Genomic DNA, 26308 nt, shown 5'->3' with positions numbered 1-26308 from the left:
GCCTGCGACCTGCCAACCGGATTATCAGGACATCATGAACAGGATCACGCCGAGCACCAGGATCGGCGCGAGCAGGAACCAGGTCGAGGTGATCCCGACCACCACCACGAGCCCGCCCAGCGCGAGGACGCCGAAGCCGATGAACATGGCTTTGGTGTTCTTGGGGTTGTCGTGGCGGATCAGCGAGTTCGGCTGCGCGACGGCCGGGGCCTTGGTGGGCAGGTCGTCGAACAGCAGTCGCAGCTCGGCCTGCGTCCTGGCCGCCGCGGCGATGCCGCAGCGCTGCTCGTACTCGCTGATGTCGAGCCTGCCCGCGGAGAAATGCTCGCCCAACTCGGCGATGGCGGCTTCCCGCTCGGCGGTGCCGACTCGGATGTTCTCATCCGTCCCCATGGCGACCACTCTACGGTGGAGACATGGTGACGGTCGCGCGGATCCGCGAACTGGCGATGTCGCTGCCGCGCACGGAGGAAGCCCTCGTGCGCGACCGCGTGAAGTTCCGCGTGCGCGGCTTGGTCTACCTCGCGCTCTCGCCCGACGAGACCGAACTCGGCCTCGCCTACCCCAAACTCGAACGCGCCGCGTTGATCGAGGCCGAGCCGGACCTGTTCTTCATGCCGATCCCCTCCGACGAGCGGTTCAACTGGGTCCGCGCGCACTTGGCGGCGCTCGAACACGACCGGATGGAGGAGTTGGTCATCGACGCGTGGCGGATGGTCGTGCCCAAGGGCGTGGCCGCTGACCACCTCGCTCGCCGCTCGACCTCTTTGGACTGACGTTTAGCGACTTGTTACATCATTCGAGTGAATCTATGTGACCATGAACCCAGCTGAGCGGGGGGACATGGACGTCACGCAGGACTGGCCGGAACCCGGCCGGGTCATCACCTTCACCCAATGGGATTTCCACGCGGGCCGCGCCCGATTCGTGGGCATCGGAGTCGTCGCGGGGGCGCCGCAGCGGCATCCGCACCTCGACCAGATGCGCCTGCCGATGATCGCCCGGCCCGGCGACAGCAGGGCTGTTCCCGAGTGGATCCGGCAATCGGACATCATTGACGTCGCGCCGCGCCACTGACCCGCGGTGCGGAGGGGTGTTCGATGAGCGCGACGCTGGTCGCCAAGGCGCTGGCCGCCGGGCACGGTGACCGGGTGCTGTTCACCGGCCTCGACTTCGTCGTGGCGCCGGGGGACGTGATCGGGCTCGTCGGGGTGAACGGCGCCGGGAAGTCGACCCTGTTGCGCACGCTGGCCGGGCTGCTGCCCGCCGACGAAGGCGCGGTGCGGCTGAGTCCGGCCACCGCGTCGGTGGGCTACCTCCCGCAGGAGCCCGACCGTCGGCCAGGTGAGTCGGTGCGTGCCTTTCTCGCCCGCCGGACCGGCGTGGCCGCGGCTCACACCGCGATGGACACCGCCGCCGAAGCCCTCGGCGCGGGTTCGGCGGGCGCCGACGACGACTACGCGCACGCCTTGGAGCGCTGGCTGGCACTGGGCGGCGCCGACCTCGACGAGCGAGCCGAGTCCGTGGTCGCCGACCTCGGTCTCGGGGTGGCGCTCGACCAGGAGATGACCTCGCTTTCGGGCGGCCAGGCGGCCCGCGCGGGCATGGCGTCGTTGCTGCTGAGCCGGTACGACGTGTTCCTGCTCGACGAGCCGACCAACGACCTCGACCTCGACGGCCTCGACCGGCTGGAGGCGTTCGTCTCCGGTCTGCGTGCGGGCACGGTGGTGGTCAGCCACGACCGCGAGTTCCTGACCCGCACGGTTACCGGGGTGCTTGAACTGGACCTGGCCCAGCAGCAGATCCGCGAGTTCGGCGGCGGCTACGCGGCGTATCTGGAGGAGCGCGAGGTCGCCCGCAGGCACGCACGCGAGGAGTACGACGAGTTCGCCTCGACCAAGTCCTCGCTGGAGGAACGCGCCCGGATGCAGCGCGGGTGGATGGACAAGGGCGTCCGCAACGCCCGCCGCAAGGCCACCGACAACGACAAGATCGGGCGCAAGCTGCGGGGGGAGTCGTCGGAGAAGCAGGCGGCCAAGGCCCGGCAGACCGAGCGGATGATCGAGCGGCTGGAGGTGGTGGAGGAACCCCGCAAGGAGTGGGAACTGCGGATGGAGATCGCCGTCGCGCCTCGGCCCGGCGCCGTCGTCGCCGCGCTTCGGGACGCGGTGGTGTCGCGGGGTGGCTTCACGCTGGGGCCCGTGAGCCTGGAGATCGGCTGGGCCGACCGGGTCGCGATCACCGGTGCCAACGGGTCGGGGAAGTCGACCCTGCTGGGCGCTTTGCTGGGGCGGGTCTCGCCTGCGGCCGGGTCGACGTATTTGGGGCCGGGGGTTTGCGTCGGGGAGGTCGACCAGGCGCGGGGGTTGTTCCTGGGTCAGGAGGAACTACTCGACGCGTTCGGGCGGGAGATTCCAGAGTGGCCGACCGCTGAGGTGCGGACGCTGCTGGCGAAGTTCGGGTTGAAGTCGCATCACGTGCTTCGGCCCGCGGCTTCGTTGTCGCCTGGGGAGCGGACCCGGGCCGCGCTGGCGCTGCTTCAGGCCCGCGGGGTGAATCTGCTGGTGCTCGACGAGCCGACCAACCATCTCGATCTTCCTGCCATCGAGCAGCTTGAGTCGGCTCTGGCAACGTATCCGGGGACGTTGTTGCTGGTCACGCATGATCGGCGGATGTTGGACGCCGTCGCGGTGAATCGGCGGTTCTCGGTTGACTCCGGGGTCGTGACCGAGGCGGGTTGATCCGGCCCCAGCCCGCCCCGGCGTGAGCCGGGACGGGCGATTCGGCGGCGTCGCCGGGGCGTCAGGGATGCTTGGGCAGGTTCGACCGGAGCTTGGCCAGAGTGTTGTCGATCTTGTCGTGGTACTTGCCCTTGGTGCGCTCGTCGATGATCCGGCCCGCCTTGGTCGCCATCCGGTCGACCTTGTCGGGGTGCTTGGCCGCGTACTTGCGCGCGGCCGCGGCGGCGCCTGCCAGGGCCACCAGTTTCTTGATCTTCGCCATGAGGTGTTCCCCGATCTCTGTGGTTCGTGCACTCCTTCAACGGAGTAGGTACCCCGAAAGGTTCCGAACGATACTGTGCACGTATGCGAACTTCTGCATCAGTTGACAAGCCCAAGAGTGACGGTCACCGGCGGATCGTCACTGAGGCGTTGCGGCTGACCAGGGAAGAAGGGGTGGAGAACTGGACGCTGCGGCGGCTGGCGGGCGCGGTGGGGGCCTATCCGGCGGTCGTGTACCACCACGTCGGCGATCGGGAGGCGGTCGTGGCCGAGGTGATCGACGCGGTGGTGGCCGAGGTGGCCCTGCCCGACGAGCGGCTGCGGTGGCGGGAGTGGTTCGAGGAACTGCTGACCGGGCTGCGTCCCGTCCTGCGCGGAGCGCCTGGGGTGGCCCGGCGGTTGGCGTTGCACGGGCCGGGGGTGCCGTCGGCGCTGCCGATCATCGAGGCCGGGGTTCGAGTGCTGCGGGCGGCGGGGTTCGGCGACGAGAGTGTCGTCGTCTACGAGTTATTGCTCAACCAAGCATGTCTCTTCGTGGCCTTCGAGGACGATCGGGACCTCAGTCCGGGGATTCGGGAACGGTCGGCCGAGCTGTTCAGCTCCTACCGCGACAGTGAGACCAAGCCCGGCCTCGCCGCGCTGGGTCGGTACGCCGCGGTGGCCGACCCGGCGGAGTTCTTCGGCTACGCCATCGCGCGCACGCTCGATGGCGTGGCCGTCCGCCTGGCCGACCGTCCCGTGTCGACGCCTGCTTAGAACACTGCTCAGAACAGCGCGTTCAGCTCCGGCCAGGTCATTCCGTCGCGCACCGAGTCGTACGTGCCGGTGGTGAGCAGCTCTTGGGTGGCGCGTCGGGTCAAGCCGTACGCGGCTTCGGCGATCGCCGCGCCCAGGCTGGCCCTGGCCACGCCCACGCCCGCCAGCTCCGGCACCGTAGGGAAACCGGGGCCGACCATGATGTTGACCGGAGCGGCGATCTCGGCGACCAGGGTCTTGATGGTTGTCAAGTCCCGCGCGCCGGGCACGAAGATCCCGGAGGCACCCGCTGCGAGATATGCCTGAGCGCGTTCGACCGTTAAGGCCACACGGGTTTCGTCGGAGCCCGCCGAACGCAGGAAAGTATCCGTCCTGGCGTTGATAAACAGTGAAATTCCCGTTTGGTCGGCTGCCGCGCGCGCCGCCGCAAGGCGTTCTGACTGGGCGGCGACCGCGCGCAGGGGCCCTTCGTCGCTCGCGAACGAGTCCTCGATGTTCACCCCGACCGCGCCCGCCGCGATCACCTCACGGACGGTTTGGGCCACGTCCTCGGGTGTGGCGCCGAAGCCGGTCTCGATGTCCGCGGTGACCGGGACGTCCACCGCCGCGCACACCCGAGCGATCAGATCAATGGCCCGAGCGCGGTCCAGCGAGTCGCCGTCGGCGGCACCGAGACTCCACGCGACACCCGCACTGGTGGTCGCGACCGCCTTCGCCCCCGCCGCGACCGTCACGCACGCGCTGGCGACGTCCCAGGCGTTCGCCAGGGCGAGCACGGTTCCGGATGTGTGCAGCTCATGGAACCGCGATGCGTGATCTTGCTGCTTGTTCGTCATGCTTGGGAGTCAACCAGCACCCCCCGACAAGCGGTGGCGAAAATGCGACAGTCCGGTCTACTTGCCGGTCAAGTCGGTTTTTGGCTAGCCCCTGCACTGGCCGGACCCCCATCCTGTCCGGGTGCATGACGACTTCGACCGCTGTGTGCGCGCCGTTCATTCCAAAGACTCCAGGTTCGACGGATGGTTCTTCACAGCGGTCCGGACCACACGCATCTACTGCCGCCCTAGCTGCCCTGGGATGCCACCAAAAGCTGAGAACATGTCGTTCTTTCCCAGCGCGGCCGCCGCCCAACAGGCCGGTTACCGCGCCTGCAAACGGTGTCGCCCGGACGCGAGCCCCGGTTCGCCGCAATGGAACGCGCGAGCCGATCTGGCCGCGCGCGCCATGCGGCTCATCGCCGACGGCGTCGTCGACCGGTCCGGAGTTCCCGGGCTGGCCGCGCATCTGGGCTACAGCGTCCGCCAAGTGGAGCGACAACTGCTCGCCGAGTTCGGCGCCGGTCCACTCGCGCTCGCCCGTGCGCAACGGGCGCAGACCGCGCGTCTGCTGATCGAGACAACGGAACTGCCGATGAGCGAGGTGGCCACGGCCGCGGGCTTCGGCAGCATCCGGACGTTCAACGACACCGTGAGGGAGGTCTTCGCGCTGCCGCCGACGGAGTTGCGTCAGCGCGCGGGCAGACAGACGGCGGGCGCGGGAGTCATCTCGCTGCGCCTGCCGTATCGCGAGCCCATGAGCGCGGACAGGCTTTTCACCCAGTTGGCCACGACGGTGATCCCCGGCGTGGAGGAATGGCGCGACGGCGCCTATCGGCGAACCCTGCGGCTGCCGCACGGACACGGCATCGCCAGCCTGCGGCCCGCGGCCGGGCACATCGTGTGCCAGCTGACCCTGACCGACCTGCGCGACCTGGCGCTGGCGATCAGCCGGTGCAGGCGGTTGCTCGACCTCGACGCCGACCCGGTCGCCGTGGACGATCAACTGGCCGTCGACCCCGTCCTCAAGCCACTGGTCCGGTCCACACCGGGCAGGCGGGTGCCGCACACCGTGGACGGTGCGGAGTTCGCCATGCGCGCGGTGCTCGGCCAACAGCTCACGACCGCCGCCGCCCGGGCCCACGCGGCCCGGCTGGTGGCTGCCCATGGCGAACTCGTGCGTGACCCGGTCGGCGGGCTCACCCACCTGTTCCCGTCACCGCAGATTCTCGCCTCAGTGGACCCGGACCTGCTCGCACTGCCCCGGACCCGCCGGGACACCCTGCTCGGTCTGGTCTCGGCACTGGCGTCGGGGACGATCGACGTCGGCGTGGGTGCCGACCGCGAGCGGGCCCGCGCCCGCCTTGCCGCCCTGCCCGGATTCGGTCCGTGGACGGTGGAGAACATCGCGATGCGCGCCCTGGGCGACCCGGACGCGTTCCTGCCGGGCGATCCCGGCATCCGGGCCGCCGCCCGCGAACTGGGCCTGTCGACCAACGCCAACGTCCTGGCCGCGCACTCCGCGGTCTGGCGGCCGTGGCGGGCCTACGCCATGCAACATCTGTGGGCGGTGAGCGAGCGGCTGCCAAGATAACTCTTACAGCCGTTCGACGTTCTCGCCCTCCATCCGGCCCCTGGTGTCCAGTACCGCTCGCGCGCCGCGGGTGATGGCGGGTAGGTCGAGTGCGCGGTGGTCCTGCAGCAGTACGACGAGGTCGGCCCGCCGAACCGCATTGTCCACATCGGACTCGGCGGGCACCGGCTCGCCGTCGACCAGGAAGCCGGAGACGTAGGGATCGTGGTAGCCGACCAGGATTCCCAGGTTGCGCAGCTGGCGGACCACGCCGGTGGCCGGGGTCTGCCGGACGTCGCCGACGTCGGGTTTGTAGGTGACGCCCAGCAGTAGCACCCGCGAGCCCGCCACTCGGCCGCCGTCACGGGCGAGCAGGTCGCGGGCCCGCCGGACGACGTAGGCGGGCATGCCCGCGTTCACCTCCTGCGCGGTGGTGATCATCGAACAGGGCAGTCCCTCGGCCCGGGCGCGGTTGGCCAGGTAGCGCGGGTCGACCGGGATGCAGTGCCCGCCGACGCCCGGGCCGGGGGAGAACGGCTGGAACCCGAACGGTTTCGTCGCCGCGCAGCGCAACACGTCCCAGACGTCGATCTCCAGTCGCGCGCACAACACCGCCAGCTCGTTGACCAGCGCGATGTTGACCAGCCGGTAGCTGTTCTCCAGCAGCTTGGCGGTTTCCGCCTCCCGCAGGCCCGCCGCCACCACCACCGAGTCGACCAGTTCCTCGTAGAACGCCTCGCATCGCTTGGCGCACAAGGGGGTGAGGCCACTGACCACTTTGGGCGTGTTCTCCAACCCGTGTTCCCCGTTGCCAGGGTCGATGCGCTCGGGCGAGTACCCGAGGTTGAAGTCGACGCCTGCCACCAGGCCCGTCGCTTCCAGCACCGGCAGGAGGACTTCCTCGGTGGTCCCTGGATAGCTGGTGGACTCCAACACGACCAGCGTGCCCGGCCGCAGCAGCTCGGCCACCCGCCTGCCCGCCGCGATCACCGCGCGCAGGTCGGGTTCGCCGTCAACCAGCCCGGTCGGGACGCAGATCACCACAGTGTCCGCTGTGGACACCGCGGTGAAGTCCGTCGCCGCGGTGAAACCCGCGTCGAGCATGGCCGCGATGTCGGCGTCGGAGGTGTCCCGCACGTGGGAGCGGCCCGCGCGCAGGCCCGTGACCACGGCGGCCTCGGTGTCGATCCCCGCGACCCGCAGGCCAGCCGCGCAGGCCCGGCGGGCGAGCGGGAGTCCGACGTAGCCAAGGCCCACGACCACGAGGTCAACAGAGAACAAGGAGATCCTTCCACCGGTGGGACGCACCCTCAGGCGCGGAAGCTGCCGACGTGGCTGAACGCGACCACCTGCCCTGGGGTGGCGGGGGTCGCGGATGCGGCCGGGGTGAGGGCGGTCAGCGCCGCCCCGGCGAACAGCACGGCGGACACCGACTGGACGAACCGCATGTTTCCTCCCTGGCTCGGACGCGACGCCTCCATGTTTGTCGCATTCCGCTGTGATCGCAGTCGCCGATCGGGTACGTGTTTTCATCCTATTGAGAGGTGGCGCGAACACGGTCGCGCTCCATAGCGTCCGCTATATCAGCCGCGCCGACGAAAGGTTCGACACCACGATGAGTCGCTACGATTGGGCACTGGCCCACCCGGGCATCGACCGTATTCGCGCCACAATCGAACCAATACGCACCGAAGTGACTCGTCACCCGATTTACCGGCGGATGGCCACGACCGAGGACGTGTCGGTCTTCATGGCTCACCATGTGTTCGCGGTATGGGACTTCATGTCGCTGCTCAAGAGCCTGCAGCGCGAGCTGACCTGCGTGCGGGTGCCCTGGGTGCCGACCACGCAACCGATCAGCAGGCGGCTGATCAACGACATCGTGCTGGTCGAGGAGAGCGACGAATTCGGCGAGGGCTACGTCAGCCACTTCGAGCTCTACCGGCACGCGATGGCGCAGGCCGGGGCCGACACCGGCCCGATCGACGCCTTCCTCGACCACCTGCGCGCCAACCGGCCGGTGGCCGAAGCGCTGGTCAGCGCCGGTGTCCCGGAGCCCGCCGCCGACTTCGTCCGGTCGACATGGGAGGTGATCACGCACGCCCCGGTGCACTGCCAGGCCGCCGCGTTCGCCTTCGGTCGGGAGGACCTGATCCCGGAGATGTTCGACCAGGTGGTCGCCGCGGGCGGGGCCAAGCTGGAGCTGTTCGGCGAGTACCTGGTCCGTCACATCGAGGTCGACGGCGAGCAGCACACCCCGATGGCGATGCAGATGGTGGCCGACCTGTGCGGCCCCGACGCCGGGAAATGGGCTGAGTGCGCGCGCACGCTCGTCGATGTGCTTCGGGCGCGGGTCGCGTTGTGGGACGGCATCAGCATCGCGTTGGACCAGCAACTCGCCCGGGCATGAATTGCATGCGCAAGTATTGATGTATCAATACTGTGACCTGCCAGCCTACGCACTTTCCGGCGGTCACGGCGGCCCCGAATGGTGGACAGCGAATTACACCCGAAAAGGGCCCGCGAGAACCCGACGCCGGGTCCGTGGCCGTTGCTAATGTCGAGAACGCGGAGCTGCCTGAATGCTGGGGCTCCCCTGATGAGTCCGTCGAGAATTCAAAGGAGCATGGTCGTGACCGCTAGCGTCCAGGACAGCCGCCTGAAGCGTCGTTTCGAGCTCTGGGACAGCAATGGTGACGGAACGATCGACAGGTCGGACTACGAGACCGAAGCGCGTCGAATCCTCAAGGCCTTCGGCGAGCAGGAGACCTCGCCCAAGGGCCGCGCACTGCTCACCGCCTACCTCGGCATGTGGGACAAGCTGGCCGCCAAGGCCAAGGTCGGCCCGCAGGGCAAGGTGACCCTCGCGCAGTTCACCCAGGTCTCCGAGCACGAGCTGGTCGAGGGCGGCGACGCGGGCTTCGACCGCAACCTGCGCCCGACCATCGAGGCCATCGTCGACCTCTGCGACACCGACTCCGATGGCGAGGTCAACCCGGCCGAGTTCAAGCGCTGGATGAAGGCTGTCGGCGTCGACGAGCGCCAGGCCGACTCGGCGTTCCGGCAGATCGACAAGGACGGCAGCGGCCAGCTGACCGTCGAGGAACTGGTGATCGCCGTGCGCGATTACCACCAGGGGGTGAACGACATCCCGCTGCTGGGCCGCTAGTAGCGCCCCGCGTGGTGCCCCCGGGACAGTGGCCCGGGGGCATTCGCGTGTTATCTGAGCTTTGCCAGTGCCGCGCGGGCGAGGATCTTCGGGTGCAGCAGTGCCGTCGGGTGCAGTCGCATGTTGACCACGTCGGCGAAACACTTGGCCACCACCGGATCCGCGGTGGTCGCCTGGTCGATGGCGGCGCCCACGGCGTGCATCATCCGGTAGCCCCTCGGGCGCTGCCCTGGGACGTGCGGCAGCGCGAAGTCGACCGTGGCCGAGGTCTGCCACGCGGCGTCGACCAGGACCTTGAGGCGCTCGAAGTACGCGTGGATGTCCTCGCCGGTTTCCAGCCACGCGGCCAGGGCCGAGGCGTGCAGCGCGGCTGAGGGCATCCCTTGCCCGTACACCGGATTGAACGATGCCACCGCGTCGCCCATCGGAACCACGCCAGCGGGAAAGTGACGCAGCGTGTGGAAGTCCCGGCGCAGGCTGTGGGCGAACCGGTGCACCTCCACGGGGCCGGCGGGCTCGCACTCCCGGGTCAGCGCGGCGAACCCGGCGGCGGGCTCACGATCGCACCGGGCCCGAAAGTCCGAAATGGACCGTCCGGGCCGCTGCTTCCCATACGCCGACACCGTGCAGATCCACCGGTCCGGTCCGGCGGGCGCCACCACGCTCACCCCTGGTTCCGGCGAACCGGCGGACCGCAGCGAGTGCACCGCGAAGAGGTTGTCCAGGCGCTGGTCCGGGTACCGGTGATACAGCATGGTCGCGTAGCCGAGATCCAGCTCCATCCGCCGCTTGGGCGGTGGCTGGAAGTCCAGGCGCAGCAGCCAGTCGCCGAGCCGGGACGCTCGCCCGGTCGCGTCGACCACCAGGTCGGCGGTCACCGCCGCCCCCGACGCCAGCCGGACCCCGTTGACCCGAGCCAGCCCGGCGGTGAGCCCCACGACCCGGTCCCGGACCAGCCGAACTCGCGGCAGCGCAAGGACTTCGGACCGCACGTGCCATTCCAGCAGCGGCCGCAACACCGGCATCAACTGGTCGCCGGGCACCGGCAGCCGCATCGAGCCGTCGAGGAACATCCGGGCGTCGTCGGTCGGGTAGGGCACCGTGCCCGCCGCGGCGAGTCGGTCGAACAGGGTGGGGAACCAGTGCGCGAACAGGTGCTGCGCCATCCCCAGCAGCACGTGGAACTGGTCCCCGTGCGGGGTTCCCGCGCGGTTGCGCGGACCGTCGGGCAGGTCGTCGGGCTCGACGATCACCACCTCGTCGGCGACGTCGTGCAGGACGCGGGTGGCGAGCAGGCCCGCCAGGCTCCCGCCCGCGACCACGGTCCGCCTCATCCGCGGACGCCGAAGCGGACCGGGGACTCCGGGGTCAGCGCGATCTGCTCACCGGTCACCGGCGCGTCCCGGTGGATCAGGATGTTGTAGTGGTTGGGGAAGTGGCAGGCGTCGAAGCCCAGGACCTTGCCCACGTACTCGCCGCCGATGTGGACCTCGTCGCCGCGGTCGATGACGCCGCCGTGGGAGATCTCGGTGAAGCCGAGGAAGCCGACCCGGTCGATGCGCGGGTCGTCGACGCCGTGGTCGGTGGTGACCAGTTCGTGTACCTCGCCCTGACGGACGCAGCGGCTGGCGAACTCCTCCAGTCGCATGCCGCGGTCGTCGCGACTGTGCACCAGGACCTTGACCAGGACCCCGGCCACGGCCCGCTTGTCGCCGTCCTCGATCATCGTCGGACCTCTCCGGTCATGGCGTGCTCGGCCTGGTAGACCGCGTCGACCAGGGACAGCGCGGCCAGGCTCGCGGGGTCCGGCCCGCCGTGGTGGACGACGTGGGCGAACTCGCGCAGGACACCCGCGTACTCGTGCCACAGCGACTGCTTGAAGCCGAGGAATCCCGCGAGCATGTCCGCCCGCCGGACCGTCCCGTCGGCGAGGCGTAGCTCGACGTCCTTGGTCTCGCCGGGGTGGCTCCAGTCCAGTTCGACCGTGGCGGTCGCGCCGGACTCCGACGTCAGCTCGATCACGGCCTGCCGGTCGACCCCGGCGTCGTCGCGGTGGACCTCGGCGCGTTCCAGGTCGAGCGGGCCGAGGAACAGCCGGGCCAGGTCGAAGGCGTTGGGGCCGTTGTCGGCCACACAGCCGCCGCCGCAGCGGGCGGGGTCGAGATACCAGCGGTCGTTGCCGACGTGGTCCTCGATGCGCTCCAGGTACCGCACGCGCACCGACTCGATCGGCACGCCCGACGGCAGGCCGTCCAGCATCGCCCGCACCCGCGCGTTGTAGCGGCGGTGGAACGAGGTGAACAGCACCGTTCCGCGCGCGTCGGCGAGCGCGGCCAGTTCCAGGCCGTCGTCGAGCGTGGTGGCCAGCGGCTTCTCCACACAGACCGGCAGGCCCGCGTCGAGCAGGTCGCGGCAGACCTCGGCGTGGTGGTCGTTGGGCACGGTCACCACGACCGCGTCGAGTCCACCGGCGGCGATGAGCTCGCGGTGGTCGGTCCAGCAGGGCACCTCGTCGCGGTGCGGGGCCAGCGCCTCCGGCCGCAGGTCGCACACCGCGCCCAGGCGCAGCGGGCCGCTTTCGCGCAGCACCGCCAGGTAGAAGCGGGAGATCACGCCGAGGCCGACGATGCCGATGCGCATCAGCTCACCCCTGGCGCGGTCAGGCCGAGCCGGTCGGCGATCTCGCGCAGTTCCGCGTGGACCGCACCGGTCAGCGGGACTCCGAACTCGGCGGCCTCGGCGGCGTTGGCGGCCTCGGGGCAGCCCGGATAGGACACCGTGTCGCCGGGGTCGACCGGCGGGCAGCCCAGCACCGACCCGAACAGCGCGCCAGCGTCGCGCCGGTACTGGCCCGGCGAGCGCAGTGCGGCGGGGGCGATGGCCAGCATCAGGTAGCCGATGTCGTCGTCGGGGGTGCGGTCGGCGGCGAACGCGGCGGGCGACGGACCGAGGCCCGCGCCGGGCACCAGCGCGGCGAGCACCTCGACCATCAGACCGAGCCCGAAACCCTTGTACTCGCCCGCTCCCGGAGCGCCCAGCCAGCTCAGATGGGCCTCGCCCGCGTCGAACCGGGTCGGGTCGGTGATCGGGGCGCCGCGGTCGTCGGCCAGCCAGCCCGCCGGGATCGACTCGCCCGCGCGGGCGGCCGCGCGGACCTTGCCGGTCGGCACGGCCGTGGTGCTCATGTCCAGCAGGAACGGCGGGTGCTCGCCCGCGGGAGCGGCAACGCTGAGCGGGTTGGTGCCCAGCATCGGCAGCCTGCCGCGCGGCGGCCTGGCGATGCGCTGGTGGCCGCAGTTGGCCGCGACCACGCCGATCATGCCGTGGTCGACCGCGCGCAGGGCGTGGTGGCCCGCGCAGCCGAAGTGCGTGGCACCGCGCACCGACACCATGCCGATGCCGTAGTCGGAGGCCCGGCGCACCGCGAGCTCCATCGCCTCGCCCGCCGCCCACAGCCCGAGCGCGCCGCGCGCGTCGAGCAGGACCGTGGCGCCGAGGTCGGTGAGTACCAGGGGTTTCGCGTCGGCTCTGGCCCGGCCGGACTCGAGCAGCGGCAGGTAGATCCGGGAGAGGTTGACCAGCCCGTGCGAGCCCGCGCCGGTGATGTCGCCGTGGCACAGCGCCGCCGCCGCGGCCCGCGCCCGCTCGGCGGGCACGCCGTGGGCGGCGAAGACGGCGGCGGTGAAGTCCAGCAGCTCGGCCTGGGGCACCCGGACCTGGGCGGTCGACTGAGCGGGCACGGCTAGGTCGGTCATCGGGAATCCGTTCTCGGTGGGGCGTCGGCAGGTTGTCCACATGGGGTCGAGTCATCCACAGCCAGCGGCGGCCATCCCTGTTGATCTTCCGCCGCCGGTAGACTGGAGCAGGGCAGCCCCCCAGGGCGGGTGGGGGCTGCGTTCTGGTGTGTGGGGCGTGTGTTCTCGCGTGTGGGGCGGGCGTTCTGGGGTAGGGCTGGTGGGGCGTCGGCGAAGGCGCGCAGGAGGCGGGACACCTGTTCGGCGAACGCGGTCAGCTCGGTGAGGGTGGCGAACTCGCCTTCGGCGTGGGCATTGTTGGCGGCGAGGTCGCCGGGGCCGAGCACCGCGGTGGCGGTACCGGGCACGTCGGCCAGCCAGATCGCGTCGCAGGTGAAGGCGGGCTCGTCGGCGGGCCAGCGGGGGATGGCCGCGGCGCGCATCCAGGCGTCCAGTTCGGCCGACCGCGTGTCCAATGTGGGCAGGCCGTGCTTGAGCCAGTCCACTGTGGTCACTCGATGCGCCTCGGCCGCGGTCAGCGCGAACTCGGGCAGGTGGGCGAACAGCTTGGCGAAGCGGTCGAGCCCATCGCCCACGGCGCGGTCGAGGGTTCCGGCGAGCCGTGCCCCCGCGGCGGGGGTGGCGTAGGCGAGGTTGATCAGCAGGTCGCCGCTGCCGTAGACGCGGTTGTGGGCGGTGCCGGTGTGCAGGCCCGCGACACACGCGTGGCCGTCGGCGTCGCCGACGAGTTCGCCCGCGAGGTGCTGGGCGAGGAAGCCGAGCAGGACGGTGGCGTTGTGCCCGTCGCCGGGGCGGTCGTCGATCGCGCCGTGGCCCGCCACGCGCACCGCCGCGGTGGCCGACGCGGTGGCGCGCGGGAGATACCGCAGGCCAGTGGGTTCGCAGAAGATGTTGAGGGCACCGACGTAGCCGCGCTCGACCAGCGGCCGGGTGCCGAAGGTGCCCATGGCGCCGCCTTCCTCCCCGGCCACGGCCTGCACCAGCACCGACACCTCGTCGCCGACGCGCGCGTCGCGGGCGGCGGAGTCGCGGATGCCCGCGAGCAGCGCGACCGCGGGCCCCTTGGCGTCGATCGCGCCCCGGCCCCGGAACGCCACGCCGTCGAACGACACCGGTTCCTGGCCCGCGACGGTGTCCAGGTGGACGTTGAACATCACGGTGCGCTCGCGCGGGCGCCGCGGGCCCAGGCTCAGCACCAGGCTCGGCTGCCCGTCGAGGAACCCTGGCTCCCGCGCGGCGGCCCGCACGGGAGCGGGCACGTCGGGCCTGCGCACGTCGGACAGGTCGGCCGGGGCATGGTGCAGGACCTTGAACCCCGTGGCCGAATCGGCGTAGGCGAACTGGGCGTCCCACAGGCGCGCGGGTTCGTCGGTCTCCAGCGGTCCGGCGGTGGGAAGGGCGAGCAGGCGGAGCAGCAGCGCGTGGTCGGCGCTGGTCAGCTGGGTCATCGGGCCGCGAGCAGGGATTCCAGCGCGCGCCCGGCGGCCACGAAGCCGTCGGCGCGGCCGGTGCCGGGGGCGTCGGCGTGCGGCTCCAGCGACAGGTGCGGCTCGATCGACAGCGCGCCCCGGTAACCCGCGTCGGCCAGCAGGTCCAGGCAGCCGCCCACGTCGGCGGCGCCCGCGCCCGGGACTGTCCACACAGGTCCGTCGGTCCCGTCCTTGATGTGCACGTGGTCGACGAACTCGATCACGTCGGCGAGCAGCTCGACGCCGGAGTAGCCGTAGGCGATGCCGTTGCCGGTGTCGAACAGCAGCCGCAGCGCCGGGCTGCCGGTCTCGACCAGCAGGTCCAGCGCGCGCTTGGCGTCCGCGCCCGCCCAGCCCGCGCAGTTCTCGTGCAGCAGGACCAGACCGGCCTGTTCGGCGCGCGCCGCCAGTTCGCGGATCCGCCGGTGGACGCGGCGGGCCCAGTCGAGGTCGTCGAGACCGTCGTTCGGGTACGACATGATCCGGACATGGCGGGTGTTGAGCGTGGCGCAGCGGCGGGCCAGCATCCGCAGCTCGTCCAGATCGCGCTCGAAGTCGCCGGTGATCGCCGAGGACCAGTCGCCGATGCGGGAGTCGACGCAGACCGTGCGCACGCCGTGCTCGGCGATGGTGTCGGCGGCCCGCTCGAAGGCGCGGCGGTCCAGGTCGGCGATGTGGACGCCGTCGACCGTGCGCAGCTCGATCGCGGTCCAGCCGAGTTCGGCGACGGCGGCGAGCTGGTCGGCCAGCGCGGGACCGGCCTCGTCCCCGATGCCCGCGAGCAGCGGCCTCACGCGGGCACCCCGGCCGCGACGGCCAGCCCGGCCCGGCGCTTGGCCGCGGTGATCAACTCGACCACGGCGACGCCGGTCTCGGGCTCGTCGGCGATCCGCTCCTCGCCCGCGAAGTGCGAGTACGCGAGCCTGAGGAACGCGCCGAGGGAGTCGTCGGCGAAGACCGAGCGCAGCTGCTGGCCCTGGGTGTTGACCCGCAGCTGGGCGTGGTCGTCGGCGTCGCTGACCGCGAAGTGCCCGACCAGCGTGCCGCCGTCGAGGTCGACGGTGACGCGCCGCTCGCGCACCGGAGAGGTCAGGTCGGTGCGGATCTCGGTGACGATCCCGCTGTCGTGGCGCAGTTGGACGGTCGCGCCGCCCATCGCGGGGTGGACGGTGTCGCCGAGCAGCATGTCCGAGCAGGTCGCGGCGGTGACCTTGGCCGGTCCGGCGAGCAGCAGGGCCAACAGCACCGAGTGCGGCAGCTCGACGTCGAACGCGGTTGGGTGGTCGTCACCCGCGCGGCCGAAGCGGGGCTTGGTCTGCACGATCGTGATCGACCGGGCCCGGCCCAGGTTCCCGGCCGCCAGGGTGGCGCGCAGGCGGCGGGTCAGCTCGCTGGAGCGCCACTGGCCGACCGGCAGCAGGTCCAGGCCCGCGGCGTCGCGCAGGCGCAGGATCTCGGCCAACTCGACGCTGTTCGCCGCCAGCGGCTTCTCCACCAGGATCCGGCGGAAGCCCAGCTCGGCCAGCTCGGTGAGCGGGGCGACGCGGGCCGCGGGCGGCGTGCACAGGTGCACCACGGTCGAGGCCGGGTCGGTGATCGATGCCGCGTGGGTGAGCGAGTCGGTCGCGGTGACCCCTGGCAGGTCGAGGGTCCGATGTGGATCAAAGGCGACCACGGGCTGGTGGGGGCGCAGCCTGCGCAGGACCGGCAGGTGCAGCGCCGTTCCCGCCCGGCCGAGTCCGACGACGAGCGAGCCGAGCATCGGTGCTGCCTCCTGCGCGGGATCGGGTGACGCCCGCCAACACTGGAGGTGCGGGGGACAGGTGTCAACGTGGACCGGGGGTCTCCACCCGACCGTGTGATCTTTGGATTCCGTTGCGGTTCAACGGATGTGCTCTGACTAGGTTGGAAAGCGCTGCCTCGGGCGCGTCCAGGAACTTCACCACTCAACCATCCGTCCGGAAAGGACACGCATGGAGCACGCCGCGACACTGACGGGTCCCGGCGCGGGTTCGGCGGCGTCCGCCCCTTCGGTGCCGTTCTTCACCCAGGCCGCGAGCTTCGCCGCCGTGTGGCCCAAGATCGAGGCCAACCTCAACGCGATGGTCGAGGGCGGCAAGTACTCCCACGGCCCGCTCGTGGCCGAGTTCGAGTCGGCGCTGGCCGAGTACACCGGCGCCGCGCACGTGATCGGGGTCAACTCCGGCACCGACGCGCTGGTCCTGCTGCTGCGCGCGGCCGGGTTGCGGCCGGGTGAGGAGGTCGTGGTCCCGGCGTTCAGCTTCGTGGCCTCGGCGTCGTCGGTCGCGCTGGCCCAGGGGCGGCCGGTGTTCGTCGACATCGACCCGGTCACCTACGCGATGGACCCCGACGCCGTGCCGGAGGTGATCACCGAACGCACTCGGATGATCATGCCGGTGCACCTGTTCTGCCAGCTCGCCGACCTGTCCGGGATCACGGAGGTGGCGCAGCGGTACGCGCTGACCGTGGTGGAGGACAGCGCCGAGGCCATCGGGATGCGCTGGGGCGGCACCCACGCGGGCCTGCACGGCGCGGGCGGCGTGCTGTCGTTCTTCCCCACCAAGACCCTCGGCGCGCTCGGCGACGCGGGCGCGGTGATCACCAACGACCCGCGGGTCGGCGAGGTCGCGGCGGCACTGCGCCACCACGGCCGCTTCGGACGCACGCTCGACCACTTCCCGGGCATCAGCAATGAAACAGTCCTGCCCGGGCTCAACAGCAAGATGGACGATCTCCAGGCCGCCGTGCTGCTGGCCAAGCTCGCCACCCTCGACGCCGACATCGCCCGCCGCGCCGTCCTCGCCGCGGCCTACACCGAGCGGCTCGCGGACCGCCCGGGCGTGCTGCGCCTGCCCACGGTGGTGAAGCGTCAAGCCGACACCACCGCCGTGTTCTACGTGTACCTGATCGAGGTCGAGCGCCGCGACGACCTGGTCGCCCACCTGGCGGCCAACGGCGTCACCACCGAGACGTACTACCCGGTCCCCCTGCACCGCCAGCCGTGCTTCGCCGAGCTGGGCCACCGCGCGGGCGAGTTCCCCAACGCCGAGGCCGCCTGCGCGCACGCCGTCGCCCTGCCGCTCTACCCGGACCTCACCGAGAGCCAGGTCGACCGGGTGTGCGAGTTGATCAAGGGGTTCTTCCGATGACCGTTCCCTCGCTGCCCTTCTTTCCCCCAGACCTGTTCGACGACGACCGCGAGCTGCTGCTCGACACCGTCCGCCGCGTCGGCCTTGCCGAGGAGCAGAAGTTCATCCTCGGCGCGAGCACCGCCCGCTTCGAGTCCGCGCTGCGCGACCAGCTCGGCGCGGCTGACGTCGTGGCCTGCGGCAGCGGCACGACCGCGCTGATGCTGATCCTGCGCGCGATGGACATCGGGCCCGGCGACGAGGTGGTCGTCCCCGCGTTCGGCTGCGCCCCGCTCGCCGCGTCGGTGGTCAACGTGGGCGCCACACCGGTCTTCGCCGACGTGCACCCGTGGACGATGGTGGTCGAGCCCTACGAGGTCGAGGAGTCGATCACCAGCCGGACCGCGGCGATCATGCCCGCGCACATGTTCTCGGTGATGGCCGACATGCCGACCATGCGCGCGCTGGCCGACCGGCACGAGGTCCGGCTGATCGAGGACTCCGCGGTGGCCCAGGGCGCGGTGCTCGACGGGACCCCGGCTGGCCGCTGGGGTGAGGCGGGCGTCTTCTCGTTCGTGCAGGTCAAGACGTTCGGCTCGATCGGCGAGGGCGGCGCGGTGGTCACCGACGACCCGGAGATCGCCGCGCGGGTCCGCATGCTGCGCAACCACGGCCAGGACGGCAAGCAGCGCTTCGTTCACCACGTCGTCGGGTTCAACAGCCGCTTCGACGAGATCATGGCCGAGTTCCAGCTGCACCGGCTGGCGGGACTCGACGCCCGCCTGGAACGCCGAGCCCAGATCGCCGACTACTACACCGAGCGCTTCACACCCCTGGCCGAGCGCGGGATCCAGCCGCCGCCACCGGGGCGTGAAGGCCGTTGCTACTACGTATATTCCCTGCTGGCCGACCGCCGCGACCACCTCAAGCGCCACCTGGCCGAGTTGGGCATCGGCACGCACGTCTACTACCCGACCCCGCTGCCCGCCCAGCCCGCGTTCGCCGAGTACGCCGCGCGCGACCGGTTCTGGCCGCACGCGGAGCTCGCGAGCGCGCGCATCCTCGCGCTGCCGATCTACCCGCACCTGACCGACGCCCAGGTCGAGTCGATCGCCGACGCGGTCTGCGCCTTCCCGGGAGGCTCGCGATGACCGCCATCCTCACCGCCGCGCCCGGACGGGTCGGCGCCTACGCCCGGCTGGCGAAGCTGGACGTGTGGGACTACTACCTCGCGCTGCCGCTGGCGTGGTCGCTGCTCGGCCCGGCGCTGTGGTTCGACCCGCGCGTGCTCGCGACGCTGGCGCTGTTCGGCGTGGGCACGGTGTTCGTGGTCGCCTCCGCGGTGGCCTTCGACGACGTCACCGGCTTCGTCGACGGCAGCGACGGCGCCAACTACGGGCCGAACGCGTCAGCCCGCAAACTGGCCCGCAAACCCCTGCTGACCGGCGAACTGACTGTCGTCGACGCTGTTCGGTTCGGCTGGGCCACCGCCGGGATCGGCGCGGTGTGCTGGGGGGTCTGCGTCGCGGCGGCCCCGTTCGCTCTCTTGTGGACAGTCGGGTTGGCCGTGTTGTGCCTGGTCACGGCCGTGCAGTACTCGTGGGGACTCAAGATCAGCTACCGCGGGTGGCAAGAGGTGTTCCTGGCCGGGTTCGGCACCGGACTGGTGCTGTGCGCGGTCGGGTTCGCGCAGGGCGCGATCACCGGGTTCGGCATCGTGCAGGCCGTGCTCTTCGGGCTCGGCCCGCTGCTGTTCGGCGTCTACTCCAACACCCGCGACGCCGACGGCGACGCCGCGGTCGGGCGGCCCACGGCGGCGGTTCTGCTCTCGGCGACCGGGAACCGGCTGTTCATCGCCGCGCTGTCGGTGGCCGAGATCGCAGTCATCGTGGTTTCCGCCGGGCTCGGCGCGGCCCCGTGGTGGTTCGCGCTGGCGATGATGCCCGCCGTCCTGCTTCGGATCGCGCAGCTGCGGCGCGGGGTCGGCATCGGCGACCTGCTCGCCGCCCGCACGCTCGGGCTGCGGGCGCACCGGCTGACCTTCGTGCTCCTGTTCGCCATCAACGTGCTGGGAGGGTGGCTGTGAGCGCGGACCTGGACGTCGCGATCGTCGGCGCGGGCATCTCCGGCCTCGCCCTCGCCCACCGGCTGCGCGCGGCGGGCCGGTCGGTGCACGTGTTCGAGTCCAGCCCCCACGTCGGCGGCCGGATGCGCACGGTGCGGCGCGAGGGCTACGTCATCGACACGGGCGCCGAGATGGTCGGCACCCATGGCTACGACGCGACCTGGCGGCTGGCCGGGGAACTGGGCCTGAGCCAGGCCGACGCGCCGCTGCTCGGCACACCCCTGGCGATGTGGCGCGAAGGCGTGGCCCACCCCGGCGTCGGCGATCTCGGCGGGCTCATCAAGGGCGCGGGGATGTCGGTGAGCGGTCGCGCGAGCCTGGCCAAGCTGATGGTGGGCTCCGGCCTGCGCAAGCGCTCCTACGACGTCGACCGGCCCGACCGCACCCCGCTCGGCTCGACCACCGTCCGCGAACTCGCGCGCCGCTACCACCCCGACGTGCACGACTATCTGCTGCAGCCGATGGCGGGCGGCTTCTTCGGCTGGGACACCGAACGGGCGGCGGCCGGACCGCTGATGAGCCACCTGCTCGCGGTCGGCCCCACCCGCACGTTCCGCACCTGGCGGCACGGCATGGACACCCTCGCCCGGCAGATCGCCGCACGGGTCGACGTGAGCACCGGCGTCACCGTCCACGAGGTCGTCGCGGGCGAACGGGACGCGACGCTGGTAGTCGACGGAGCGCCGCTGAGCGCGCGCACGGTCGTGCTGTGCGTGCCCGCCCCGGTGGCGGCGGAACTGCACGCGGACGCGCCCGACTTCGTGCGCGCGTGCCAGTTCCGGCCGATGGTCAAGGTGATCTGCCTGCTGGACCGCCCGATCGAGCCGATCGGCGGAAGTCCCGCGTGGGGGATCGCGGTGCCGTCGGTGGAGAACCCGGCGTTCGCGGGCCTCCTCATCGACCACCGCAAGCCAGGTCGGGCGCCCGCGGGTCGAGGACTGGTGACCTTGTTCGCGGGAGCGGCCGTCGCCGATGGCCTGATCGACGCCCCGAACGAGGAGGTCTCCGACCTGCTGATGTCGCACGCCGCCCGCTACCTGCCGGAGTTGGCCTCGGCGTGCCGGGTGTCGGTGGTGGTCCGCTATCGGCATGGTCTGCCGATGCCGACAGCGGCGGCTTTGGACGAATACCGGGACTTTCTGCACCGGCCGGTGTCCACTGTGGAGTACGCCGGTGACTGGTGCGTGTTGCGGCCGAGCAGTGAGGGTGCGATTCGGTCGGCCGAGATGACCGCGGATCGGCTGTTGGTCGGGTCGGATAGCGCGTTGGCGGTGTTCGGTGGCTGAGACCGCGGTCCGCTACGTCTTCGGCACGTCCTTCGAGCGGGAAGGTGAACGGCTGCGGCTCGGTGAGTCCTTGTGGGACAAGGGAACCAAGGCGACCTTGGCCGACCTGGACGTGGGGCCGGGCTGGCGGTGTCTGGAGGTCGGCGCCGGTCGCGGGTCGATCGCGGCCTGGTTGGCCGGGCGTGGGGCCGAGGTCACGGCGGTCGACCTGGACGTGTCGCGGCTGGTCGGGCTGCGCGGGGTCGATGTCCGCGAACTCGACATCGGCGCCGACGTGCTGCCCGGCGACTTCGACCTCGTCCACGGCAGGCTGGTCATGCAGCACGTCGGCGACCGGCCCGCCGCGGTCGCCGCGCTGTGCCGGTCCCTGCGGCCGGGCGGCCACCTGGTGCTGGAGGACACGGACACGACTTCGCTGTTCAGTCACGCGAACGGGCCGTTCCACCCCGAGGTGAAACGCGCGGCGTATGACGTGATGGCGGACGCGGGCTACCACCCGCGCTGCGGTCTGCTCGACGTCGACCTCGTCGAGGCGGCCGGGTTGGTCGACGTGCGGGCCGTCGGGCGGGCCGAGGTCGTGCGCGGCGGGAGCGACGGGGGCCGGTGGTTCGCGCTCTGGCTGGCGCACCTGCGGCCCGCGATGCTTGCCCGCGGCACAGTGTCTGAAGTGGACATCGACCGGGCGGTGGCCGACCTGATGGACACGCGGCACCGCTGGCTGTCGCAGGTGATGGTGACCGTCGTCGGCAGGAAGGACACCGGATGAAGCCCACCGATCTGGGCACGCTGTTCGACGACCTGGTCGACCGGGGTGTCAGCACGGTCGTCGAACTGAGCAGGCCGCTCGACATCGCGCCCGACCACGGGACCACCTACGACGTCGGGGAACTGGCCGCCCTGGTGCGCGGCGCGGCGGGGTGGCTGCACGCGGCCGGGGTGCGGCCCGGCGACCGGGTCGCGGTGGTCAAAGAGAACCATTGGGACTACGTGCTGCTGGCCTGCGCGGCGGCGAGGGTCGGCGCGGTGCCCGCGCTGCTGTCGGACCACCTGACCCCCGAGACCCTGCAACTGCTGCTCAAGCGGCTCGACCCGGCGCTGCTGGTCACCACCCACGCGGTGCTCGACCACGCCCGCGACAACGAGACCGACCTGATGGGCTTCGCCCGGCGCACGCTCACCCTCGACGGACCGCACCCCGGCGCGCTCGACCTGGATCGGCTGCGCGGGCACGAACCGCCGCGACCGGTCTCGCGCGACCCCGATGACCCCTTGGTCGTCAACCACACCTCGGGGACCACCGGCACGCCCAAGCTGGTCATGCACAGCACCCGGACGCTCATCCACGGCCTCGCCGCCACCGAGGCGGCCCGCCTGCCGGTGGTGTCGTCCAAACCCACCGACACGGTGTGCTCGGCCCTGGCCTACTGCCACGGTCGGGCGATCCCGTGGACGGCCAGCGTGCTGTGGCTCGCGCCGCGCAAGGTGGTGGTCATCGCCGACGCCGACGGGGCCGAACCGGTACTGCGGGCGCATCCGCCGACCACGCTGGAGGCGCTGCCGTCGATCTTCGTGCGCTGGCAGCCGCTGGCCGAGCGTGCCGACAACCCGTTCCGCGATGTCCGGCTCTACGTCAGCACCTTCGACGCCATGCATCCGCCGACCGTGCGCGCGTTCCTCGGCGCGACAGCGCGGCGGCCGCTGTGGGTGCAGGTGTGGGGGCAGACCGAGACCGGGCCGCTCACGTTCCGTTTCCTCACCCGCCGCTCGGTCGCCGAACGCGACGCGCGGCACCCCTCGACCCGGAATCTGGGCCGTCCGGTGCCGGGGCGGATGCGGCTGCGGGTGGTCGATCCGCGCACGTTCCGGCCTGTTCCCGCTGGTCAGCCGGGTTTGGTGTTGGCGCGGACGAAGGTGCGGTGCCTGGGGTACGTGGGTGAGCAGGAGCGGTGGGACGCCAAGGTCGTCGGCGGGTGGTGGAACACCGGCGACGTCGGCGTGCGCACCCGGACCGGGGCCTACCTGCTGCTGGACCGCGAGGTCGACGTCATCCCCGGGCAGAGCTGCGTCGAACTGGAGGACGTGATCGAGGACCGGCTGCCCTCCGTGGTCGAGTGCGTGATCCTGGGGACGCCGGGTGAGCTGCCGGTGCCGGTACTGGTCACCGACGGCGGCGCGCTCGATCGGCGGGGCTGGGCGCACGCGCTGCGTGACCTGCCCGCGCTGGCCGACCCGATCGTGCTGACCTGGGACGAGATCCCGCGGACCGGCACCGGCAAGGTGCGACGGATGGAGCTGCGCACGCTGATCCGGCGCGGCCACGACACCTTTGGGAGCGGACGATGGACGTGATGGAAGCGACCCGGGTCCAGGCGACGACCGCGGCGCCGGAGCTGTATCGCAAGCTGTTGGAGCTGCACACGGCCGCGGACCGCGCTGCGGTGGACGCGGGTTTGGAGCGGCGGCTGCTGGAACTGGTGCGCATCCGTGCCTCCCAGCTCAACGGCTGCGCGTTCTGCGTCGACCTGCACTCTACGGCCGCGGTGGAAGCGGGCGAGACGCCGCGTCGGCTGCACGCGGTGACGGTCTGGCGGGACACGCCGTTCTTCACCTCGCGCGAGCGGGCGGCGCTGGCGCTGGCCGAGTCGATGACGCTGCTGTCGGAGTCGCACGTGCCGGACGAGGTCTACGCGGTCGCGTCGACGGAGTTCGACCAGGCCGAGCTGGCGTGTCTGATGTGGACGCTGACGGTGATCAACGCGTTCAATCGGCTTGGGGTGGCGGGCAGGCTCAGTCCCGTCTGATTTGGCCGGGCAGGGTGAAGTGGATGGTTTCGCGCGCGGTTTCGTACTCGGTGACGGTGATGGTGCCGAGGCCGCCGATCGCGGCGACGACCTCGTCGACCAGGGTCGGCGGTGCCGAGGCACCCGCGGTGATTCCGATGGTGTGGGCGTCTTCCAGCCACTCCGAGCGGATGCCCGCGGCGTCGTCGATCAGGTGGGCGGGTGTGCCTTGGCGGTTCGCGAGTTCGACCAGCCGCTGTGAGTTGGACGAGTTGGCCGATCCCACCACCAGCACCAGGTCCGAGTCGGCGGCGATGGCCAGCAACGCGTCCTGGCGGTTGGTGGTGGCGTAGCAGATGTCGTCCGAGCCGGGGCCCTTCAAGTCGGGGAACCGGGCGCGCAGCACGTCGATGATCTCGGCGGTCTCGTCCACGGCGAGCGTGGTCTGGGTGAGGTAGGCGACGCGGCTCGGGTCGGGGACGGTGACCGTGGCGGCCTCGGCGGCGGACTGGACGAGGATGGTGCGGTCCGGGACCTCGCCGAGGGTGCCTTCGGTCTCCTCGTGGCCCGCGTGGCCGATGAACAGGATCGTGTCGCCCCGGTGGGCGAACCGGATGGCTTCGGCGTGCACTTTGGCGACCAGCGGACACGTGGCGTCGATGACCTGGAGGCCGCGCCTGCCAGCGTCCTCGCGCACTGAGGGCGCGACACCGTGCGCGGAGAAGACGACGGTGGCGTTGTCGGGCACCGCGTCGAGTTCGTCGACGAAGATCGCGCCGCGCGCGCTGAGTTCGTTGACCACGTGGACGTTGTGGACGATCTGTTTGCGGACGTGCACCGGGCCGTCTTCAAGCGCCCGGTCGACGATGTCGATGGCCCGCTCGACGCCCGCGCAGAACGCCCGCGGGGCGGCCAGCAGGATGCGCCTCGGGCCGCTGACGGCGATCCAGTGGGCTAGAGCGTTGTGCGCGGTCTGGCTGTCGACGGCGATCGCGGTGTCGCGGGACAGGGACACCCAGGCCGTCGCCTGACCGGTGGTCAGCGGGCCGCGGCGGGTGGATTTGCCTTGCCTGCGCAGCGTTCCCTCGATGAGCGGGGCGGCGGGACAGGGCAGGGTGTCGTCGCCGACGAGGTGATCGGCGACGGTGACCGGTGCGGTGGGATCGGGCATTGTCACGGCCTCCGTGGATCAGTGGTCGCGGCGGACGGTCAGGTGGGCCAGCGCGGTCAGCTCGGCGGCGGCGCGCGGGGCGGGCGCGGCTTGGTCGAGGTGGGTAAGGGCGTCGGTCAAGACTCCGTCGGCATGGGCCTGGGCCCAGGTGCGCGCGCCTGCCCGTTCGATCAGCTCGGCGGCGCGGACCAACTCGGCGGCGGACAGGGGGGTGCGACGGTGGTAGATCGTGGCGAGTTCGCGGCTCGCGGGCGTGTTGGAGCTGAGCGCGGCCACGACCGGCAGGGACTTCTTGCGGCTCTCCAGATCCGAGTACACCGATTTGCCGGTGGCGGTCGGATCGCCCCAGATGCCGAGCAGGTCGTCGACCAGTTGGAAGGCCAGGCCCACGCGTTCGCCGAAGCGGCGGAGGTGGTCGACCTGGGGTGCGCCGCCGCCGCCGAAGAGCGCGCCGACCGCGGCGGCGCAGCCGAGCAGGGCGCCGGTCTTGCCCTCGGCCATCCGCACGCACTCGGCGAGGGTGACGTCGGCGCGCTTCTCGAAGGCCAGGTCGGTGGCCTGGCCCTCCTGCACCGCCAACACGGCGGCGGACATGACCCTGGAGGCGTCCTGCGCGCGGGGATGCCCGGTGGCGGCCAGCACGTCGTAGGCCAGCGTGAGCAGGGAGTCGCCCGCGAGAATCGCGGGGCCGAGACCGAAGACGGTCCACGCGGTCGGGCGGTGCCTGCGGGTCCGGTCGCCGTCCATGACGTCGTCGTGCAGCAGGGTGAAGTTGTGGACCAGCTCCACCGCCACCGCCGCGGGCACGGCGTCGCGCGGCGATCCGCCGACCGCCTCGGCTGAGGTGAGCACCAGGGCCGGACGGATCGCCTTGCCGCTGTCGGCGTGCACCGGCCCGCCGTGTTCGTCCCACCAGCCGAAGTGATACCCGGCGATGCGCCGCATCGTCGCGGGCAACGAGTCGACGGCGGCGCGGATGGCGGGGTCGAGCAGCGAGCGGCTCTGGGAGAGCACCGCACGCGCCGAACGGAACCCGGTGATCACCTCGGTGGGTGCCATGGTGGTGGTCGATCTCCTCGCGGGCATGGGGAAATAGGCCTAGATGATTGATTCCTGACTATCACCAGGTCTCGACCGGCCCACGACGCCGCTGCCCGCGTTACAGGAACAGCCACGTACACCCGGTACGCGCGCTGTCCCTGCGCCTTGGCAGCGACGCCGTGGACCAGCCGATACCAGGCGATAGTCAGGAATCAAT

28 protein-coding genes are annotated in these 26308 nt (G+C 71.4%); 14 read left to right on the top strand and 14 right to left on the bottom strand.

From position 1 onward, the window contains the following. Positions 1 to 24 precede the first annotated feature (24 nt). Complete coding sequence (locus BN1701_RS20945; RefSeq protein WP_054051418.1) at positions 25 to 393, bottom strand: DUF1707 domain-containing protein; 369 nt, start codon at positions 391 to 393, stop codon at positions 25 to 27. Between the two features lie 23 nt (positions 394 to 416). On the opposite strand from BN1701_RS20945, the gene BN1701_RS20940 reads away from it, so the two are divergent. Genes BN1701_RS20940 through BN1701_RS20930 form a run of 3 tightly spaced genes read left to right on the top strand, consistent with a single transcriptional unit; the run spans position 417 to position 2741 of the window. After that, positions 417 to 776 carry an MmcQ/YjbR family DNA-binding protein gene (locus BN1701_RS20940; RefSeq protein ID WP_054051417.1) on the top strand — a complete coding sequence of 120 codons (360 nt, stop codon included), beginning with the start codon at positions 417 to 419 and terminating at the stop codon, positions 774 to 776. A gap of 43 nt (positions 777 to 819) precedes the next feature. Then, entirely contained in the window at positions 820 to 1077 is a 258-nt protein-coding gene (locus BN1701_RS20935; protein ID WP_157368135.1) for a hypothetical protein, read from the top strand. A 23-nt stretch (positions 1078 to 1100) separates the two neighbouring features. Then, the gene (locus BN1701_RS20930) at positions 1101 to 2741 is read left to right on the top strand and encodes an ABC-F family ATP-binding cassette domain-containing protein (protein ID WP_054051413.1); all 1641 of its coding nucleotides are present in this window, start codon (positions 1101 to 1103) and stop codon (positions 2739 to 2741) included. A 61-nt stretch (positions 2742 to 2802) separates the two neighbouring features. Here the strand turns inward: BN1701_RS20930 and BN1701_RS20925 are convergent, their stop codons facing one another. Continuing rightward, entirely contained in the window at positions 2803 to 3003 is a 201-nt protein-coding gene (locus BN1701_RS20925; RefSeq protein WP_054051410.1) for an antitoxin, read from the bottom strand. 83 nt (positions 3004 to 3086) lie between these two features. Here BN1701_RS20925 and BN1701_RS20920 point away from each other — a divergent pair, with 83 nt between their 5' ends. Next, positions 3087 to 3758 (top strand): TetR/AcrR family transcriptional regulator, encoded by a 672-nt coding sequence (locus tag BN1701_RS20920; RefSeq protein ID WP_054051408.1) that lies wholly within the window; start codon positions 3087 to 3089, stop codon positions 3756 to 3758. A gap of 8 nt (positions 3759 to 3766) precedes the next feature. On the opposite strand, the gene BN1701_RS20915 is transcribed toward BN1701_RS20920, so the two are convergent. After that, positions 3767 to 4594: an isocitrate lyase/phosphoenolpyruvate mutase family protein gene (locus BN1701_RS20915; RefSeq protein ID WP_054051406.1), complete on the bottom strand. Its 828-nt coding sequence runs from the start codon at positions 4592 to 4594 to the stop codon at positions 3767 to 3769. 121 nt (positions 4595 to 4715) lie between these two features. Between BN1701_RS20915 and BN1701_RS20910 the strand changes: the two genes are divergently transcribed. Then, positions 4716 to 6167, top strand: coding sequence for a DNA-3-methyladenine glycosylase 2 family protein (locus tag BN1701_RS20910; RefSeq protein WP_054051403.1), 1452 nt, complete (start codon positions 4716 to 4718; stop codon positions 6165 to 6167). A gap of 3 nt (positions 6168 to 6170) precedes the next feature. Here the strand turns inward: BN1701_RS20910 and BN1701_RS20905 are convergent, their stop codons facing one another. Together BN1701_RS20905 and BN1701_RS35850 are read right to left on the bottom strand one after the other, a co-directional pair. Beyond that, positions 6171 to 7427: a nucleotide sugar dehydrogenase gene (locus BN1701_RS20905; RefSeq protein ID WP_054051401.1), complete on the bottom strand. Its 1257-nt coding sequence runs from the start codon at positions 7425 to 7427 to the stop codon at positions 6171 to 6173. Positions 7428 to 7456: 29 nt separating this feature from the next. Next, the gene (locus tag BN1701_RS35850; protein WP_157368134.1) at positions 7457 to 7594 is read right to left on the bottom strand and encodes a hypothetical protein; all 138 of its coding nucleotides are present in this window, start codon (positions 7592 to 7594) and stop codon (positions 7457 to 7459) included. A gap of 167 nt (positions 7595 to 7761) precedes the next feature. Between BN1701_RS35850 and BN1701_RS20900 the strand changes: the two genes are divergently transcribed. Together BN1701_RS20900 and BN1701_RS20895 are read left to right on the top strand one after the other, a co-directional pair. Next, positions 7762 to 8556 carry a DUF3050 domain-containing protein gene (locus BN1701_RS20900; RefSeq protein WP_054056000.1) on the top strand — a complete coding sequence of 265 codons (795 nt, stop codon included), beginning with the start codon at positions 7762 to 7764 and terminating at the stop codon, positions 8554 to 8556. Positions 8557 to 8778: 222 nt separating this feature from the next. Then, complete coding sequence (locus BN1701_RS20895) at positions 8779 to 9315, top strand: EF-hand domain-containing protein (RefSeq protein WP_082860387.1); 537 nt, start codon at positions 8779 to 8781, stop codon at positions 9313 to 9315. Positions 9316 to 9365: 50 nt separating this feature from the next. Here BN1701_RS20895 and BN1701_RS20890 read toward each other — a convergent pair whose 3' ends face one another. Genes BN1701_RS20890 through BN1701_RS20860 form a run of 7 tightly spaced genes read right to left on the bottom strand, consistent with a single transcriptional unit; the run spans position 9366 to position 16301 of the window. Further along, positions 9366 to 10649: an NAD(P)/FAD-dependent oxidoreductase gene (locus tag BN1701_RS20890; protein WP_067520830.1), complete on the bottom strand. Its 1284-nt coding sequence runs from the start codon at positions 10647 to 10649 to the stop codon at positions 9366 to 9368. Continuing rightward, complete coding sequence (locus tag BN1701_RS20885) at positions 10646 to 11041, bottom strand: hypothetical protein (protein WP_054051397.1); 396 nt, start codon at positions 11039 to 11041, stop codon at positions 10646 to 10648. Before BN1701_RS20885 ends, BN1701_RS20890 begins: the two co-directional genes overlap by 4 nt. Next, positions 11038 to 11955, bottom strand: a complete 918-nt coding sequence (locus BN1701_RS20880) for a Gfo/Idh/MocA family protein (RefSeq protein ID WP_054051395.1) — start codon at positions 11953 to 11955, stop codon at positions 11038 to 11040. Before BN1701_RS20880 ends, BN1701_RS20885 begins: the two co-directional genes overlap by 4 nt. Continuing rightward, positions 11955 to 13070 carry an Ldh family oxidoreductase gene (locus BN1701_RS20875; protein ID WP_054051393.1) on the bottom strand — a complete coding sequence of 372 codons (1116 nt, stop codon included), beginning with the start codon at positions 13068 to 13070 and terminating at the stop codon, positions 11955 to 11957. The genes BN1701_RS20880 and BN1701_RS20875 overlap by 1 nt, the downstream gene beginning before the upstream one ends. After that, positions 13067 to 14518, bottom strand: a complete 1452-nt coding sequence (locus BN1701_RS20870) for a M20/M25/M40 family metallo-hydrolase (protein WP_067520827.1) — start codon at positions 14516 to 14518, stop codon at positions 13067 to 13069. The genes BN1701_RS20875 and BN1701_RS20870 overlap by 4 nt, the downstream gene beginning before the upstream one ends. After that, positions 14515 to 15333 carry a sugar phosphate isomerase/epimerase gene (locus BN1701_RS20865; protein WP_054051391.1) on the bottom strand — a complete coding sequence of 273 codons (819 nt, stop codon included), beginning with the start codon at positions 15331 to 15333 and terminating at the stop codon, positions 14515 to 14517. The genes BN1701_RS20870 and BN1701_RS20865 overlap by 4 nt, the downstream gene beginning before the upstream one ends. Next, positions 15330 to 16301: a Gfo/Idh/MocA family protein gene (locus tag BN1701_RS20860; RefSeq protein ID WP_054051389.1), complete on the bottom strand. Its 972-nt coding sequence runs from the start codon at positions 16299 to 16301 to the stop codon at positions 15330 to 15332. Before BN1701_RS20860 ends, BN1701_RS20865 begins: the two co-directional genes overlap by 4 nt. Before the next feature lie 211 nt (positions 16302 to 16512). Between BN1701_RS20860 and BN1701_RS20855 the strand changes: the two genes are divergently transcribed. From BN1701_RS20855 to BN1701_RS20825, 7 genes are read left to right on the top strand one after another with little or no spacing between them, the layout of a single operon-like run. Next, a complete protein-coding gene (locus BN1701_RS20855; RefSeq protein ID WP_054051387.1) occupies positions 16513 to 17709 on the top strand; it encodes a DegT/DnrJ/EryC1/StrS aminotransferase family protein in 1197 nt (398 codons plus the stop codon). Continuing rightward, entirely contained in the window at positions 17706 to 18839 is a 1134-nt protein-coding gene (locus BN1701_RS20850) for a DegT/DnrJ/EryC1/StrS aminotransferase family protein (RefSeq protein WP_054051385.1), read from the top strand. Before BN1701_RS20855 ends, BN1701_RS20850 begins: the two co-directional genes overlap by 4 nt. Further along, complete coding sequence (locus BN1701_RS20845; protein WP_054051382.1) at positions 18836 to 19774, top strand: UbiA family prenyltransferase; 939 nt, start codon at positions 18836 to 18838, stop codon at positions 19772 to 19774. The genes BN1701_RS20850 and BN1701_RS20845 overlap by 4 nt, the downstream gene beginning before the upstream one ends. After that, positions 19771 to 21099 (top strand): NAD(P)/FAD-dependent oxidoreductase, encoded by a 1329-nt coding sequence (locus BN1701_RS20840; RefSeq protein ID WP_054051380.1) that lies wholly within the window; start codon positions 19771 to 19773, stop codon positions 21097 to 21099. Before BN1701_RS20845 ends, BN1701_RS20840 begins: the two co-directional genes overlap by 4 nt. Then, the gene (locus BN1701_RS20835; protein ID WP_054051378.1) at positions 21092 to 21865 is read left to right on the top strand and encodes a class I SAM-dependent methyltransferase; all 774 of its coding nucleotides are present in this window, start codon (positions 21092 to 21094) and stop codon (positions 21863 to 21865) included. Before BN1701_RS20840 ends, BN1701_RS20835 begins: the two co-directional genes overlap by 8 nt. After that, the gene (locus tag BN1701_RS20830; protein ID WP_054051375.1) at positions 21862 to 23448 is read left to right on the top strand and encodes a class I adenylate-forming enzyme family protein; all 1587 of its coding nucleotides are present in this window, start codon (positions 21862 to 21864) and stop codon (positions 23446 to 23448) included. The genes BN1701_RS20835 and BN1701_RS20830 overlap by 4 nt, the downstream gene beginning before the upstream one ends. Beyond that, positions 23439 to 23900: a carboxymuconolactone decarboxylase family protein gene (locus tag BN1701_RS20825; RefSeq protein WP_231949664.1), complete on the top strand. Its 462-nt coding sequence runs from the start codon at positions 23439 to 23441 to the stop codon at positions 23898 to 23900. Before BN1701_RS20830 ends, BN1701_RS20825 begins: the two co-directional genes overlap by 10 nt. Here BN1701_RS20825 and ispH read toward each other — a convergent pair. Together ispH and BN1701_RS20815 are read right to left on the bottom strand one after the other, a co-directional pair. After that, a complete protein-coding gene (gene ispH / locus BN1701_RS20820; RefSeq protein WP_054051372.1) occupies positions 23887 to 25050 on the bottom strand; it encodes a 4-hydroxy-3-methylbut-2-enyl diphosphate reductase in 1164 nt (387 codons plus the stop codon). The genes BN1701_RS20825 and ispH overlap by 14 nt on opposite strands. Positions 25051 to 25068: 18 nt before the next feature. After that, a complete protein-coding gene (locus BN1701_RS20815; RefSeq protein ID WP_054051370.1) occupies positions 25069 to 26109 on the bottom strand; it encodes a family 2 encapsulin nanocompartment cargo protein polyprenyl transferase in 1041 nt (346 codons plus the stop codon). Positions 26110 to 26308 lie beyond the last annotated feature (199 nt).

The organism is Alloactinosynnema sp. L-07 (assembly GCF_900070365.1).
GTDB lineage: Bacteria > Actinomycetota > Actinomycetes > Mycobacteriales > Pseudonocardiaceae > Actinokineospora.
Note: the sequence above shows the minus strand (reverse complement) of the source record. Positions and strands in the feature narration are given on the sequence as shown.